The organism is Rheinheimera tilapiae (assembly GCF_042432165.1).
In the GTDB taxonomy this organism is placed as follows: domain Bacteria; phylum Pseudomonadota; class Gammaproteobacteria; order Enterobacterales; family Alteromonadaceae; genus Pararheinheimera; species Pararheinheimera tilapiae.
In genome coordinates, this window is record NZ_JBHLXP010000001.1 from 1152742 (window position 1) to 1167274 (window position 14533).

At 52.3% G+C, this 14533-nt stretch carries 14 protein-coding genes and 4 tRNA genes; 6 read left to right on the forward strand and 12 right to left on the reverse strand.

The features are described 5' to 3' along the window. Positions 1-85: 85 nt before the first annotated feature. Positions 86-973: an N-carbamoylputrescine amidase gene (gene aguB / locus ACFFJP_RS04750; protein WP_377241021.1), complete on the reverse strand. Its 888-nt coding sequence runs from the start codon at positions 971-973 to the stop codon at positions 86-88. 251 nt (positions 974-1224) lie between these two features. Continuing rightward, positions 1225-1863 (reverse strand): peroxiredoxin-like family protein, encoded by a 639-nt coding sequence (locus ACFFJP_RS04755; protein ID WP_377241023.1) that lies wholly within the window; start codon positions 1861-1863, stop codon positions 1225-1227. Between the two features lie 182 nt (positions 1864-2045). Here ACFFJP_RS04755 and ACFFJP_RS04760 point away from each other — a divergent pair, with 182 nt between their 5' ends. Continuing rightward, on the forward strand, positions 2046-3203 hold the full coding sequence (locus tag ACFFJP_RS04760; RefSeq protein WP_377241025.1) for an FAD-dependent oxidoreductase: 1158 nt from the start codon (positions 2046-2048) through the stop codon (positions 3201-3203). An 89-nt stretch (positions 3204-3292) separates the two neighbouring features. Continuing rightward, positions 3293-3730, forward strand: coding sequence for a hypothetical protein (locus ACFFJP_RS04765; RefSeq protein ID WP_377241027.1), 438 nt, complete (start codon positions 3293-3295; stop codon positions 3728-3730). A gap of 70 nt (positions 3731-3800) precedes the next feature. On the opposite strand, the gene ACFFJP_RS04770 is transcribed toward ACFFJP_RS04765, so the two are convergent. From ACFFJP_RS04770 to ACFFJP_RS04785, 4 genes are all read right to left on the reverse strand, one after another. Then, a tRNA-Gln gene (locus tag ACFFJP_RS04770) sits at positions 3801-3875 on the reverse strand. 58 nt (positions 3876-3933) lie between these two features. Continuing rightward, positions 3934-4008: transfer RNA gene (locus tag ACFFJP_RS04775), tRNA-Gln, on the reverse strand. Between the two features lie 28 nt (positions 4009-4036). Then, positions 4037-4121: transfer RNA gene (locus tag ACFFJP_RS04780), tRNA-Leu, on the reverse strand. A 27-nt stretch (positions 4122-4148) separates the two neighbouring features. Next, positions 4149-4225: transfer RNA gene (locus ACFFJP_RS04785), tRNA-Met, on the reverse strand. Positions 4226-4471: 246 nt separating this feature from the next. Here ACFFJP_RS04785 and ACFFJP_RS04790 point away from each other — a divergent pair. Further along, positions 4472-6016, forward strand: a complete 1545-nt coding sequence (locus tag ACFFJP_RS04790; RefSeq protein WP_377241029.1) for a POT-type proton-dependent oligopeptide transporter — start codon at positions 4472-4474, stop codon at positions 6014-6016. A 59-nt stretch (positions 6017-6075) separates the two neighbouring features. On the opposite strand, the gene ychF is transcribed toward ACFFJP_RS04790, so the two are convergent. The 6 genes from ychF to lolB form a co-directional block, all read right to left on the reverse strand. Then, positions 6076-7167 carry a redox-regulated ATPase YchF gene (gene ychF, locus ACFFJP_RS04795; protein ID WP_208930549.1) on the reverse strand — a complete coding sequence of 364 codons (1092 nt, stop codon included), beginning with the start codon at positions 7165-7167 and terminating at the stop codon, positions 6076-6078. Between the two features lie 71 nt (positions 7168-7238). Continuing rightward, positions 7239-7841 carry an aminoacyl-tRNA hydrolase gene (pth, locus tag ACFFJP_RS04800; protein ID WP_377241031.1) on the reverse strand — a complete coding sequence of 201 codons (603 nt, stop codon included), beginning with the start codon at positions 7839-7841 and terminating at the stop codon, positions 7239-7241. 2 nt (positions 7842-7843) lie between these two features. After that, the gene (locus ACFFJP_RS04805) at positions 7844-8446 is read right to left on the reverse strand and encodes a 50S ribosomal protein L25/general stress protein Ctc (RefSeq protein WP_377241033.1); all 603 of its coding nucleotides are present in this window, start codon (positions 8444-8446) and stop codon (positions 7844-7846) included. A 181-nt stretch (positions 8447-8627) separates the two neighbouring features. Further along, positions 8628-9563: a ribose-phosphate diphosphokinase gene (locus tag ACFFJP_RS04810; protein ID WP_106388982.1), complete on the reverse strand. Its 936-nt coding sequence runs from the start codon at positions 9561-9563 to the stop codon at positions 8628-8630. 83 nt (positions 9564-9646) lie between these two features. Beyond that, the gene (ispE, locus tag ACFFJP_RS04815) at positions 9647-10486 is read right to left on the reverse strand and encodes a 4-(cytidine 5'-diphospho)-2-C-methyl-D-erythritol kinase (protein ID WP_377243361.1); all 840 of its coding nucleotides are present in this window, start codon (positions 10484-10486) and stop codon (positions 9647-9649) included. A gap of 20 nt (positions 10487-10506) precedes the next feature. Beyond that, positions 10507-11109 carry a lipoprotein insertase outer membrane protein LolB gene (gene lolB, locus ACFFJP_RS04820; protein ID WP_377241035.1) on the reverse strand — a complete coding sequence of 201 codons (603 nt, stop codon included), beginning with the start codon at positions 11107-11109 and terminating at the stop codon, positions 10507-10509. 150 nt (positions 11110-11259) lie between these two features. On the opposite strand from lolB, the gene hemA reads away from it, so the two are divergent. Genes hemA through prmC form a run of 3 tightly spaced genes read left to right on the forward strand, consistent with a single transcriptional unit; the run spans position 11260 to position 14477 of the window. Continuing rightward, positions 11260-12501 carry a glutamyl-tRNA reductase gene (hemA, locus tag ACFFJP_RS04825; protein ID WP_377243364.1) on the forward strand — a complete coding sequence of 414 codons (1242 nt, stop codon included), beginning with the start codon at positions 11260-11262 and terminating at the stop codon, positions 12499-12501. 30 nt (positions 12502-12531) lie between these two features. After that, positions 12532-13623, forward strand: coding sequence for a peptide chain release factor 1 (gene prfA / locus ACFFJP_RS04830; protein WP_377241037.1), 1092 nt, complete (start codon positions 12532-12534; stop codon positions 13621-13623). Further along, the gene (prmC, locus tag ACFFJP_RS04835; RefSeq protein ID WP_377241039.1) at positions 13623-14477 is read left to right on the forward strand and encodes a peptide chain release factor N(5)-glutamine methyltransferase; all 855 of its coding nucleotides are present in this window, start codon (positions 13623-13625) and stop codon (positions 14475-14477) included. The genes prfA and prmC overlap by 1 nt, the downstream gene beginning before the upstream one ends. Positions 14478-14533: the final 56 nt, after the last annotated feature.

Consider the following 14533-nt stretch of genomic DNA (forward strand, 5'->3'; position numbering starts at 1 on the left):
CTGCTGCTGAAAAGTCGTCAGGCCAGAATAATCCGGCCTGAGTGTTTATCTGTCGCTGATATCCTGCGGCGTTGCCGCGGTACACTTAGTTGCTGTTTTTAGGCACTGTTTTGCCGTCTTTGGTCAGCAGCGTGTCAAACAGGTCGATACGGCGGTCACGGTAAACGCCCCAGCTGCGGCGAATGTGTGCCAGCTCGTCGAGGTCAAAACTGTGCACCAGCACTGCTTCGCTGACTTCGTCGGCTTCCTGCACTTTGGCACCAAACTGGTCGGCAATAAATGAGCTGCCATAGAAAGTTATAGAGAAATCCTGTTCAGATTCAGTACCGATCCGGTTCGACGCAATCAGCGGCACCAGGTTGGCGGCGGCGTGACCTTGTTGGGTACGTTGCCAGTGGTCGCGCGAAGAGATGGTTGGGTCATGCGGTTCGCTGCCAATCGCCGTTGGGTAGAACAACAGTTCTGCGCCCATCAATGCCATAGTGCGGGCACATTCCGGGAACCACTGATCCCAACAGATGCCGATGCCGATTTTGGCGTAGGCGGTGTCCCAGACTTTAAAACCGGAATCACCCGGCGTGAAATAGTATTTTTCGCTGTAACCCGGGCCGTCCGGGATGTGGCTCTTGCGATAAGTGCCGAGGTAAGAGCCATCGGCATCAATGACTGCAACGCTGTTATACAGGCAGTTACCGGCGCGCTCATAGAAACTGATTGGCAGAACCACATTCAGTTCTTTAGCGATTTTAGTGAAATGCGCGACGGCCTGATTGTTTTCAAGCGGTGTGGCGAATTCTAAATATTCTGGTTTTTGCTTCTGGCAGAAGTAGTTACGTTCAAACAGTTCCTGCAGCAGGATAATTTGGGCGCCTTTTGCAGCGGCATCACGCACCAGTTTTTCACCGCGGGCAATATTTTCTTCTACATTCCAGCCACCGATCATCTGAGTGGCAGCAACAGTTACCTTACGCATGCAAAGCATCTCCTGGCAAAAGAACAAAATAGACACATTACTTTAGCCACTTATCGTCACCGCAGCAAAGACTGACGGGCAGTAATGGACTGGCACATAATGCAGTTTGGCCGCGCAAAATGCCGGATTTTTCCCCTCGGGTCAATGAAATTCTGCTGATTTTTCCGCGCCTTGGCTGAGATGAATTATCCGCGAATTTCTATGCGGCATTCGCGGATATTCATTAGGATTTTATGCTGTTTTCGCCAGGTCTATTGATTTGCCAATTCAGCAGCCAAAAGCAACAACCGAGGTTGCAGGCGGGTTTTGTAATTGATATGCACATAACTGAACTGAATTTCGCCGCTTTTACTGATAATAAAAACGGCGGGCGCCGGCAGCACAGCCTGACCTGTACTGTCATACGTCAGCTGTATGCCATAAGTACCTTTATAGGTTTTCTCTGTCGCGGCATCCATGTAATACGCCACACCAAAACCTTGCAGGGCATTCAGGTGAGGATCAGACAACAGCTGATAATTCAGCGCGGCATCTTTAGTCATTTGTTCTGACTTGCTGCTGGCTGTCGGTAATTCAGGGCTGATTGCGAGAATGCGGTATCCGAGTTTCTGTAATTGCGGTGCGATGTCGCGAAGGCCCGCCAGTTGCGTGTTGCAATAAGGGCACCAGCCGCCACGATAAAATACCAGAATGGTTTTTTGCTGACTTAACAAGGCTGACAAATCGATAGTCGCTCCTTTACTATCTTGCACCTGTAATCCGCTAGGTACTGACTGACCGTTTAATAGAGGCCTAATCTGTTCGGGTTTTAACGCGATTTCTGCCGCACCGGCAAAAAAAGTGCTGAGCAGCAGTGCAATGGAAAACAACATCTGTTGGTAACGGGTCATAACTTGGGCCTTTGATTGATGAAAGTCACTGGGATCACAAGACCTGTTCACGCCGGATTTTCGTTCGCGCTGTGAAAAAAATTATCATTTTGTGATTTATCGCAGCTTTCAGCTGCGGAAGCTGCGTAAAATACCGGCTCAGGATAAGTGTTTGATGGTCATCATGAATAAGGCAGGTCAGCGTGTTTGATATTGCAATTGTCGGTGGCGGCATGGTTGGCGCGGCTTTGGCTGTAGCAACGGCGCGAGCTGGTATGAAAGTCGCGTTACTGGAGCGGCAAATGCCAGTCACGATCAGTGAACACAGTGAAGTGGACTTGCGGGTCAGTGCAATCAATCGTCGCAGCGAGCAATGGCTTCAAGATCTTGGCGCCTGGCCGCAATTAATGACCAGCCGGCTGGCTCCGTATGCCACATTACGTGCTTTTGAAGGCGATGCGGCACCGCTGGATTTTACTGCCGCCGAACTGGGTGAAGATCACCTCGGTCACATCATCGAGAATTTACATATCCAGCAAGCGTTATGGCAGCAATTGCCAGATACAGTCGAACGGTTTTGCCCGGTCCAACTGCAGGGCTATCAGCAGATGAACGATTATGCCAGTCTGCAGACCGATCAGGGCGAGATAAAAGCCCGTTTGCTGATCGCCGCCGACGGTGCTCAGTCGCAACTGAAACAACTGGCAGGGATTGGCTCACAAGGGTGGCAATACAGCCAGGCCTGTTTGCTGGTGCATGTCAGTACCAGCTATAGCGCATTGCCGATGACCTGGCAGCAGTTTACACCACAAGGGCCGCGGGCCTATTTGCCGCTGCCGGGCCGCGAGGCATCACTGGTGTGGTATGACGACCATCTGCGCATTCAGCAACTTGCAGCGCTCCCGCCGCAACAGCTCGCACAACAAATCCAGCAGCATTTCCCGGCAGAGCTTGGTGAATTCAGCGTGCTCAAACAGGGTTATTTCCCATTGACCCGCAGCCACGCCAATCAATATGTCAAAGGCCGGCTGGTGCTAGCCGGTGATGCGGCGCATACCATCAATCCACTAGCCGGGCAGGGTGTTAATCTGGGGTTTGCCGACGCGCAGTGCCTGGCGGCATTACTGATTAAACAGTTCGCTGCTGGTGCTGATTTGGCTGCCCCTGCGTTGTTGGCGCAATATGAGAGTGAAAGGCGTAAGGCGAATCTATTAATGATGTCCGCGATGGATGTGTTTTATCAGGTGTTCAGCAGCAAACTGACTCCTTTGGTACAGCTACGCCGGCTCGGGTTACAGGTGGCCGCGAAAGCAGGGCCACTGAAAACTTATGTGGGAAAATATGCGGCGGGTCTGGTCTGAGACCAGTTTCCAGACATTTAAAACGCGGGACAGGGCGCTGGCCTTGTCTGTTTTACGCTGCACCCTGCTGAATCGGGGAGACATATCGTATGCAGAGTCTTGGCTGGCGTGATTATGCTGCGCGCCGGACCGGTTTACCAGTCGGTAGCCGTGGTGAGTTACGGCAAAATCTCTATCGGGCCTTCACCGCCAGTAGCTTCGGCCGTTTCTGGCAGATCTGGAACCCGCTGTTTGGTTTTTATTTACAGCTGTGGCTGTATCGCCCGCTACAGCGACGACTGCCGCAATCACTGGCTCTGTGGTTGACCTTCGTTGGCAATGGCATGTTGCATGATGCAGTAACGATGCTGGTACGACAGGATGTTGCTTTGTTTTTCACACCCTGGTTCTCTTTGATGGGCGCTTATGTATTGGCGGAAAAACGGTTTGGGCTTCGTCTTACAGCTGGCAGACCAGTACTTGCGATGTGTTATCACGCCAGTTTGTTAGCAGGGGCCGCAGTACTGGCAGGCTTTGCGCGGATTTGAACTGATAGCTGATATTTATTCAAATATCGCCGCAAAAAGAAAACCCAGCCGAAGCTGGGTTATCAAATAATGGCAGGGGTACAGGGATTCGAACCCCAGAATGGCGGGATCAAAACCCGCTGCCTTACCGCTTGGCTATACCCCTGCAGAAGCACATGTGGCTGTAACGTATGAACTGATGACCATACTGCCACTAAAATTAATGGCAGGGGTACAGGGATTCGAACCCCAGAATGGCGGGATCAAAACCCGCTGCCTTACCGCTTGGCTATACCCCTGCAGAAACTGCAGAATTCTTACTTGCTTTGGTGCGGAAAGAGAGACTCGAACTCTCACGCCTCGCGGCGCTGGAACCTAAATCCAGTGCGTCTACCAATTTCGCCATTTCCGCAATATACGGCGAACAACGCAGAGAAAGTGGTGGCTACAGCGGGAATCGAACCTGCGACCCCAGCATTATGAGTGCTGTGCTCTAACCAGCTGAGCTATGTAGCCACTGCGTCTTAGTTGTCCTAAGCAAGTGGCGCGTATTATGCTCATCCATGTTTTTTGCGTCAACCGTTTTTTTGCCACAAATCCATGCATTTGAATCGTTTGCTGAATTTATGTTCGCCTTGCTGCAGTTCGCAGCAATTTCTGGCCAAATCATCGCCGCTGAGGCTGATAAGGTTTGGCACTTTGCACTTTTGCGTTAGTATCGCTACCTACCTTTATACGCAAAAAATTGCCTTTGGATGACCAATGACAGATAAAACTGCGCGCTGGCCGCGCCAACTACCATACATTATTGCCAGTGAAGCCTGTGAACGCTTTAGTTTTTATGGCATGCGCAATATTCTGACGCCGTTTTTAATGACGGCGTTGCTGTTGTCGGTGCCGGAGCAATTCCGCGCCGGTGAAGCTAAAGACATTTTTCACTCCTTTGTTATTGGTGTGTACTTTTTTCCGCTGCTTGGTGGCTACCTCGCTGATAAATTCCTCGGTAAATACCGCACTATTTTGTACTTAAGCATTCTGTACTGTATTGGTCATGCTTTTCTGGCAGTCTTTGAGACCAACAAAGAAGGCTTTTATGCCGGCTTGTTTTTAATAGCCTTAGGCTCAGGCGGTATTAAACCGCTGGTGTCGGCCTTTATGGGTGACCAATTTGACCAGTCGAATAAACATCTGGCCCGAAAAGCCTTTGACTGGTTTTATTTCACCATCAATTTCGGATCGTTTTTCGCGTCATTATCGATGCCGCTGGTGCTGAAACATTACGGCGCAGCCTGGGCCTTTGGTTTGCCTGGCGCGCTGATGGCGTTGGCTACGTTGTTCTTCTGGCTTGGACGTAGCCGCTACGTGCACGTTGCGCCGGAGCCGGATAATCCACATAGCTTTTTGCAGGTGGCGAAAACAGCGCTGCTGAGCAAACAGGCTGGTCACGCAGATAAAGGTTTATATTTGGCCTGCGCCGGTGTGGCGCTGGCGCTGTTTTCATTGTCACAAACACCGAACTTAGGTTTTGTCGCGGCTTTCTGTCTGGCCTTAGTCTTTATCATTGGTTTTGGCGGGGGCGGTGCCGCCTTGCAGCTTGAGCGTGCGCGGGGAATACATCCGGACGAAGCAGTAGATGGTGTGCGGGTGGTATTGCGGGTATTAGTGCTGTTTGCTCTGGTCACGCCATTCTGGTCTTTGTTTGATCAAAAAGCCTCTACCTGGGTACTGCAAGCAAACCTGATGAGCCGGCCGGAGTGGTTTGAACCGGCGATGATGCAGGCACTGAATCCTTTACTGGTGATGATCCTGATCCCATTTAATAACTTTGTGCTTTATCCGTTATTAGAACGATCTGGCTTAAAAATCACAGCGTTACGCCGGATGGGGGCGGGGATCGCTTTTTCCGGTTTTGCCTGGATAGTGGCAGGCAGCCTGCAGGTTTGGTTGGATAACGGCCATATTGTCAGTATTTTATGGCAGATGCTGCCATATGCCTTACTGACCTTTGGCGAGGTTCTGGTCTCTGCCACCGGTCTGGAATTTGCCTATAGTCAGGCGCCGGCCACGATGAAAGGCATTATCACGGCATTTTGGCAATTGTCGGTCACTGTCGGGAACCTGTGGGTGCTGCTCGCCAATAATAGTATCCGCAGTGAGTCGGTGTTATCGCATGTCGACAGCACAGGTCTCAGTCAAACTGCGTTTTTGATGTACTTTTTTGCAGGTTTTGCGCTGGTGGCTGCCGCCGTGTTCGCGTTATATGCAAGGCGTTATCAGCTGGTGGATAACTACCGGGCTGCGGGTTAATCAGCGCCGTGTGCCCATAAAAAAAGCCCGCGTTGCGGGCTTTTTTTGCAAGAAATGAATCAGACGTTAAACAGGAAGTGCATCACGTCGCCGTCTTTACAGACGTAAGTTTTACCTTCAACTTTCAGCTTCCCGGCTTCTTTAGCCCCGGCTTCACCGTTACAGGCGATAAAGTCGTCAAAAGACACCACTTGAGCACGGATAAAACCACGTTCGAAGTCGGTGTGGATCACGCCAGCCGCTTGAGGCGCTGTCGCGCCAACCGGAATAGTCCAGGCACGCACTTCTTTCACGCCGGCAGTGAAATAAGTGTGCAGATTCAATAACGAATAACCGCCGCGGATCACCCGGTTTAAACCAGGTTCATTTAAGCCCATTGATTCTAAGAATTCGGCTTTTTCGTCATCTTCCAGTTCAGAAATTTCTGATTCAATGGCGGCGCACACTGGCACGACAATAGCGCCTTCTTTGGCGGCAATTTCACGCACTACATCGAGGTGTGGGTTATTTTCAAAGCCATCTTCCAGCACGTTGGCGATGTACATGGTTGGTTTGATGGTCAGGAAATTCATGTAAGAAATCAGCGCTTTTTCTTCCGGCGACAGCTCCAGCTGGCGCAGCGTCAGGCCTGATTCTAAGTGCGCTTTGACTTTTTCCAGTACTTCAATTTCAGCTTTGGCGTCTTTATCACCGGCTTTGGCTTTTTTGCTGACACGGAAAATAGCTTTTTCTGCGCTATCCATATCTGCCAGTACCAACTCCATATTGATGGTATCGATGTCGTCAGCCGGGTCGACTTTATTGGCAACGTGGATCACGTTTTCATCTTCAAAACAGCGCACCACGTGGCCGATGGCGTCGGTTTCGCGGATATTGGCCAGGAACTTGTTACCCAGACCTTCGCCTTTCGAAGCGCCTTTGACCAGACCTGCGATATCAACAAATTCCATTGTTGTTGGCAGGATACGTTGTGGTTTGACGATGTCAGCCAGTTGCGTCAGCCGTGGATCCGGCACAGGCACCACACCGGTATTCGGTTCAATGGTACAAAACGGGAAGTTGGCCGCTTCGATGCCAGCTTTGGTCAAAGCATTGAATAAAGTCGATTTACCGACGTTGGGTAAACCAACGATGCCACATTTAAAGCCCATTTTCAGATCCTGTGTTATCCGGGGTCAGCGTGCTGACCAGAAAAAAGATGTAGCGCCCAAAGGCACAGGGCTCAGGCTTGCGCCGGAGCCGCGTTAAAACTATGCAGCCGGTGTTGTGCTTTAACCAGGCCTTGTTCCAGCCACAGTTCAAAACAGCGCAGACTTTCGTCCAGCGTTTCATCCAGCAGTTTTTGCTCCGCCTGCGGCGCTTTACCCAGCACATAGCCGGTCACTTTATCTTTGTGACCCGGATGGCCGATGCCAAGCCGCAAACGGTAAAAATTCAGGTTGTTGCCAAATTTGCCGGCAATATCTTTCAGACCATTGTGACCGGCGTGGCCACCACCGAGTTTGATTTTCGCCGTACCGGCTGGTAGCGCCATTTCATCATGCGCGACCAGGATCTGCTCAGGTGGAATTTTGTAAAATTGCGCCAGCGCCAAAGTTGCCTTGCCACTTAAATTCATAAAAGTGGTGGGGATCAGTAGTTTGATTTCACGGCCCTGACAGACAATCTTGCCTGACAAACCATAGAACTTCGGATCAGCTTTGAGCGGGGCGTTGTAGCGGCGGGCCAGTTGTTCGACAAACCACTGTCCGGCATTGTGTCGGGTCTTTTCATACTCGGGGCCTGGATTACCCAGGCCCACGATTAACTGAATGTTTTCAGTCATGCTTACTCAGCGGCTTCAGCGTCTGCTTTACCAGCTGGTTTGTTGACAGAAACAACAGCCTGGTCATGACCAGCGCCTTTTGCCAGTTCAGCGATAGTCACGCCGGCTGGAACTTTCAGGTCTGACAGGTGCAGTGTTACGCCAACTTCAACGTTTGCCAGGTCAACTTCAATGAATTCTGGCAGGTTTGCTGGCAGAACAGTGATAGCAACTTCGTTGATGTGGTGAGCAACGATACCGCCTTTTTTACCTGCAGCAGCTTCGTTAACGAAGTGCAGAGGAACGATTGTGTGCAGCTCGTGGCCAGCTTCAACGCGTTGGAAGTCAACGTGCATTACTTTTGGCTTGAACGGGTGACGTTGCATGGCTTTAACGATTGCTTTTACTTCTTCACCGCCGACGTTGATAGTCAGGATGTGAGTGTAGAAACCTTCGTTGGCTTGTGCTTGGATCAGTTTGTTGTGGTCCAGAGTCACTGACAGAGGCGCTTGGTGGCCACCGTAGATGATTGCAGGAACTTTGTCCGCGTGACGCAGGCGGCGGCTCGCACCTTTCCCCAGGTCGTTACGGATTTCGGCATTTAACGTGTAAATGGCTTCAGACATTTGGATCTCCAAAAATTAAGAATGCCGGTTTCCGCGACCAGAAAACCAGCTCAGATTTTTTTCTCGCCACGAAAACGCGAGGCGCTCTGGCGGAAAAAAGCGCGACATAATAGCACCGGCCCTATGTTCAGGCAAACAAAAAAGCCGCTCAGGGAGCGGCTTTTATCAACAGAGCAGGCTCTTAGTCAAACATTGAAGAAATCGATTCTTCGTTGCTGATGCGGCGGATACACTCAGCCATCATCTCGCTCAGGGTCAGCTGTTTCACTTTACTCACCGCCTGCATGGCTGGTGACAGTGGAATAGTGTCAGTAATGATCAGTTCATCAATCACTGAGTTGGCAATGTTTTCTGCTGCGTTACCAGAAAACACCGGGTGCGTTGCATAAGCGAACACACGGCGGGCGCCTTGTTCTTTTAATGCTTCAGCGGCTTTACACAGCGTACCACCGGTGTCGATCATGTCGTCGACGATGATACAGTCGCGGTCTTTCACGTCACCGATGATGTGCATCACCTGCGCCACGTTGGCTTTTGGCCGGCGTTTATCGATGATAGCAAGGTCGGCATCGTTCAGCAGTTTGGCAATAGCACGGGCACGCACCACACCACCGATATCCGGTGACACCACGACAGGCGCCTGGAACTCACGCTTACGCATATCATCCAGCAGTACTGGCGATGCGAAAACGTTGTCGACCGGGACGTCGAAGAAACCCTGGATTTGTTCAGCATGCAGATCAACGGTTAATACACGGTCAACACCGACGCTCGACAGGAAATCTGCCACAACTTTTGCTGTGATAGGTACCCGGGCAGAGCGGACACGGCGGTCCTGGCGGGCATAACCAAAATATGGGATCACCGCAGTGATACGACCGGCAGAAGCGCGGCGCAGCGCATCGACCATTACGATCAGTTCAATCAGGTTATCGTTGGTCGGGGCGCAGGTAGACTGGATAATAAAAACGTCCGATCCACGGACGTTTTCATTAATCTGAACGCTGACTTCTCCATCGCTGAAACGGCCAACTTCGGCATCGCCGAGCTTGATGTACAGGCGGCTGGCGATTTTTCTGGCGAGTTCTGGTACGGCGTTACCAGCGAATATCTTCATGTCGGGCACGGTAGGATCCTCAGGGATTGCTCCGGTTAAAATCTGAAATCAGCACCCGGCAGCAAAAGGGCGCTGATCCCTCGTCATACGGCATGTCGTAACGCAGTCAGCAGCGGCGACTGGTTGAGCCCCCGGGCGACAAATCCGCGGCAATTAGCCGGCAGGTCAGCCAGGGCGCGACGAGCACTGAGTTCATCGGCGAATTCAGCGAAAACACTGGCACCAGTACCCGTCATTCGAGACGGCGCGTATTCTACCAACCACTGTAAGGTTATTGCAACCTGCGGACACAGACGTTCAACCAGTGGCTGACAGTCATTTCGCCACGGACTGCTCATTAAATCTGCCAGCGTCAGTGGTTTGCTGTCGCGAATTAAATCCGGATGGGTAAACACAGCCGCGGTTGAGACGTGTGCATCCGGCGTGACTACCAGATACCAGCAATCCGGCAATTCAACCGGCTGTAGCTGCTCGCCAACACCTTCAGCAAAGGCGGTCTGGCCAAACACAAATACTGGCACGTCGGCTCCGAGTTTTAAGCCGATATCGGCTAGTTGCTGGGTTGATAACCCGAGCTGCCATTGCAAATTTAAAGCATGCAGGGTGGTCGCTGCATCGGACGAACCACCACCAAGCCCACCGCCCATTGGCGTACGTTTTTCCAGATAAATCTCAACACCGGCATCTGGTGCGGCGAATGGCTGCAGCAGTTTGGCGGCACGCACCACCAGATTATCTGCACCGGCAATGCTGGCATCAGAGCAGCGAAAATTGATAGCGCCGCTTTGATTGGCGCGAAAACTCAGCTCGTCACCGACGTCCAGCATGCGAAATAGGGTTTGTAGATTGTGGTAGCCGTCCGCGCGCCGCCCGGTGATATGCAAAAATAAATTCAGTTTGGCCGGCGCCGGTAATGTCAGCATGCTATTGATAAAAGTGCCTGTCATGGCTGCCACTCCCGGATCACCAGTTTGAGGCGGGTCTCGCCGGATTGCAGCTGCATTTTCCGTGGTAACGATTTGGCGTCAGGGAAAAAGTCACTGTAACTGACCTGCCATTGCCGCGAGCGGCTATCGGTTAGGGTGAAACTGGTCAGGCGACCCATGCCGTCGCGTTGCAGATTTTCACTGCTGGGGCCAGGCAGGCCTTTGAGCCACAGTTGCATTTCTTCAATCGGTAAAGACCAGCCGGATAAATAATCCAGCAAAGCACCGGCAGACATGGCCTGATGCGTCTGACCATCGACTTTGACTGTCGCACCTTGTTGATGCGTTTCCAGTTCAAACACGGTCAGACCCAGAAAGTTGGTCATGGACGCCTGATAATATTCGCCGTTTTGCTGCCAGTTCAACGTGCCACTGACATTTTCACCGGGCGCTTTGACGCCCAGAGCCGCGACGACTTTATATTCGGTCATCGCATCCAGTGCCTGCTCCCGTTCAACAGCGGGCAATGGGCGTGAAACTTGCGGAGCCGGCTGGCTGGCACAGCCGGTTAATAGCAGGCCCAGCAAACAGCCGGCCCAGAGATTTTGCTTCAAAAACACAGTTTTTCCTGCTTCAAAATGATGCGCCGGACCTGCAAGCGGTTGCAGTAGGCTTTTCAGCGTCCGTGGATTTTCGTACAATCCGGCCTTTATCCGGTACTCTGGCTGTATCCTGCCAAAGTTTCCTTACTTATTTTCAGGTGAATCGCTATTTTCGCACTTGGCATCAATCACAAAACTGCGCCGGTCGCCCTGCGTGAGCAACTGGCCTTTGCGCCAGAGCAAGTCGCTGATGCGCTGCTGGATCTGACTGCCAAAACGGCGGTGACTGATGCTGTGATCGTATCCACCTGCAATAGAACTGAATTGTATTTTAGCGGCAGCAGCGAACAATCGAAACAAGTGATTGACTGGCTGGCGCAATTTCATCAGCTGAACCGGCAGGAAGTGGAGCCGCATTTGTATCTGCACAGTGCAGATGCCGCCTCAACACATCTGATGCGGGTCGCTTGTGGTTTAGATTCACTGGTGCTCGGCGAGCCGCAAATCCTTGGTCAGGTGAAACAGGCCTACAGTCAGTCGCGCCAGCTTGGCACTATTCAGCCGGTGTTTGAACGCTTGTTCCAGAAAACTTTTGCGGTGGCCAAACAGGTTCGCACTGACACTGAAATTGGTGCCAGTGCCGTATCGGTGGCCTTTGCTGCGGTGACGCTGGCGCGGCAGATCTTCGGTAAGCTCAATGATGTCAAAGTGTTATTGATTGGTGCCGGCGAAACGATCGAACTGGTAGCCAAACATTTACTCGAGCAAGGCGCTGCCCATTTGACAGTGGCGAATCGTTCCTACGACCGGGCCGCGGCTTTGGCGGCACAGTTCAACGGTCAGGCGATTAGCCTGGCCCAAGTGCCGCAAGCGCTGGTTGATGCCGACGTGGTGATTAGTTCCACCGCCAGTACTTTGCCGATTGTTGGCAAAGGCATGGTGGAGCAAGCGCTAAAAAAACGCCGGCACAAGCCGATGTTCCTGGTCGATTTAGCGGTGCCGCGTGATATTGAAGCGCAGGTAGCAGAGCTTGAAGATGCGTATCTGTATACCGTCGATGACTTACAGAATATCGTTGCGCAGAATATGCAATCCCGCCAGGCGGCCGCCGAGCAGGCTGAGCAGATGATTGCGGTTGGCGTGGCAGATTTCAGTCAATGGCTGGCGCTGCAGGGCAATATCGACTGGGTGCGGGACTATCGCGAGCGCTGCGACGCGGTGAAGCAAGAATTATTACAACGGGCGTTGAATCAGCTCGCCAGCGGCCAAAGCGCCGACAAGGTGATGACTGAATTAGCGACTAAACTCAGCAACAGGTTAATGCATGCGCCAACCCGGACTATCCGGCAGTTGCTGCAAGATGACACTACTCAACCCCAAACATTGATCAACACGCTGTTAGATGTGTAGTTGGATGTTTAACCAGGTATTTATTGTTCCATGAAAGAATCGGTATATCGCAAACTCGAAGGTCTGGTCGAGCGTTATGAAGAAGTGCAGGCGCTGTTAAGCGACGCTGCTGTGATCTCTGATCAGAATAAATTCCGCGAGTTATCCCGCGAATACAGTCAGCTCGAGCCGATCGCTCAGCATTTTGCGCTGTATTGTCAGGCGCAAGACGATTTGCAAAGTGCCGAAGAGATGTTGAAAGACGCCGATCCGGATATGCGGGAGATGGCGCAGGAGGAATTCAAATCTGGCAAAGAACGGATTGAAGTGCTGGATCAGGAACTACAAATCCTGCTGTTGCCAAAAGACCCCAACGACAACAACAACTGCTTTCTTGAGATCCGGGCCGGCGCCGGTGGTGATGAAGCCGCGATTTTTGCCGGCGATTTATTCCGCATGTACAGCCGTTATTGTGAAAAACGCCGCTTCAAAACCGAGATCATCAGTTTTAACGACGGTGAACACGGCGGCTACAAAGAAATCATCGTCAGTGTGCAGGGCGATGGCGCTTACGGCGTGCTGAAGTTTGAATCCGGTGGTCACCGTGTGCAACGGGTGCCAGCCACCGAATCGCAAGGCCGCGTGCATACTTCTGCCTGTACGGTCGCTATTATGCCGGAAGTACCGGAAAGCGAAGCGATTGAAATCAATCCGGCTGATTTAAAAGTTGATACTTATCGCGCATCCGGTGCCGGTGGTCAGCACGTCAACCGAACAGATTCTGCTATTCGGATCACTCACTTGCCAACTGGCATTGTGGTGGAATGTCAGGACGAACGGTCGCAACATAAAAACCGCGCCCGCGCTATGTCGGTGCTGCAGTCGCGCATTCAGGCAGCCGAAGATGAAAAACATCGGTTGGCGGAAGAATCGACCCGTCGCTTGTTGGTGGGCTCGGGCGATCGTTCAGAGCGGATCCGCACTTATAACTTCCCGCAAGGCCGTTTGACTGATCACCGTATCAACCTGACCATCTACAAATTACTCGATGTGATGGAAGGTGACCTGGATCCGGTATTAGGTCCGCTTGGCCACGAATATCAGGCCGACCAATTGGCCGCGCTGGCCGAGGAAAACCGCTGATGTTGTTGCGTCAGTGGCTGCAGCAGGCAGAAACCGCGCTGCAGGCGCTGGCACAGCAAGACCCGCATGCCACCGATCTTGCTTTCGAAGCCAGCCGGCTTTGGGCTGACGTGTTGGATAAAAATCCGGCCAGCCAGCGTCTATATCTGGACCAGCCACTGAGTGAAACTGAATTAGACCGCTTAAATACCGCGTTACAGCGGCGCGCCGCTGGCGAGCCTCTGGCCTATATTACCGGGCGCTGGTGGTTCTGGGATCTGGAACTCGAAGTAGCCCCGTGCACGTTAATCCCAAGACCGGATACCGAGTTACTGGTGGAGCAAGCCTTAGCGCTGCCGTTGCCGTTAGATGCCAAAGTGCTGGATTTAGGCACTGGTACCGGCGCCATTGCGTTGACGTTGGCGTCACAGCGGCCACACTGGCAAGTCACAGCTGTCGATTTTTCGCCGGACGCCGTTGCACTGGCGGAGCGCAACCGCAGTCGCCTAAGGCTGGTTAATGCTAGTGTCTTGCAAAGTGACTGGTATCAGGCCGTTGCTGGCATTCGTTTCGATTTAATCATTTCAAACCCGCCTTACATCGACGTTGCGGACCCGCATTTGCAACAAGGTGATGTGCGTCATGAACCGCTCAGCGCCTTGGTGGCTGCAGATGACGGTCTTGCTGATATTCGGCTGATTTGCGCGCAGGCGCCGGTGCATTTAGAGGCTGGCGGTTGGCTCTGGCTTGAACATGGTCATCAGCAGCATGAAGCGGTGCAACAAATCCTGACTGACGCCGGTTTTAACGCGGTGCAATCACGCCGTGATTATGGCGGCAACTGGCGCATCAGCGGCGGTTGCTGGCTGCCCTGATCTTATCCTGCTTTTGGCGCGTACCCACCTCCCGTATTTTCCCGAATATTTTCAGT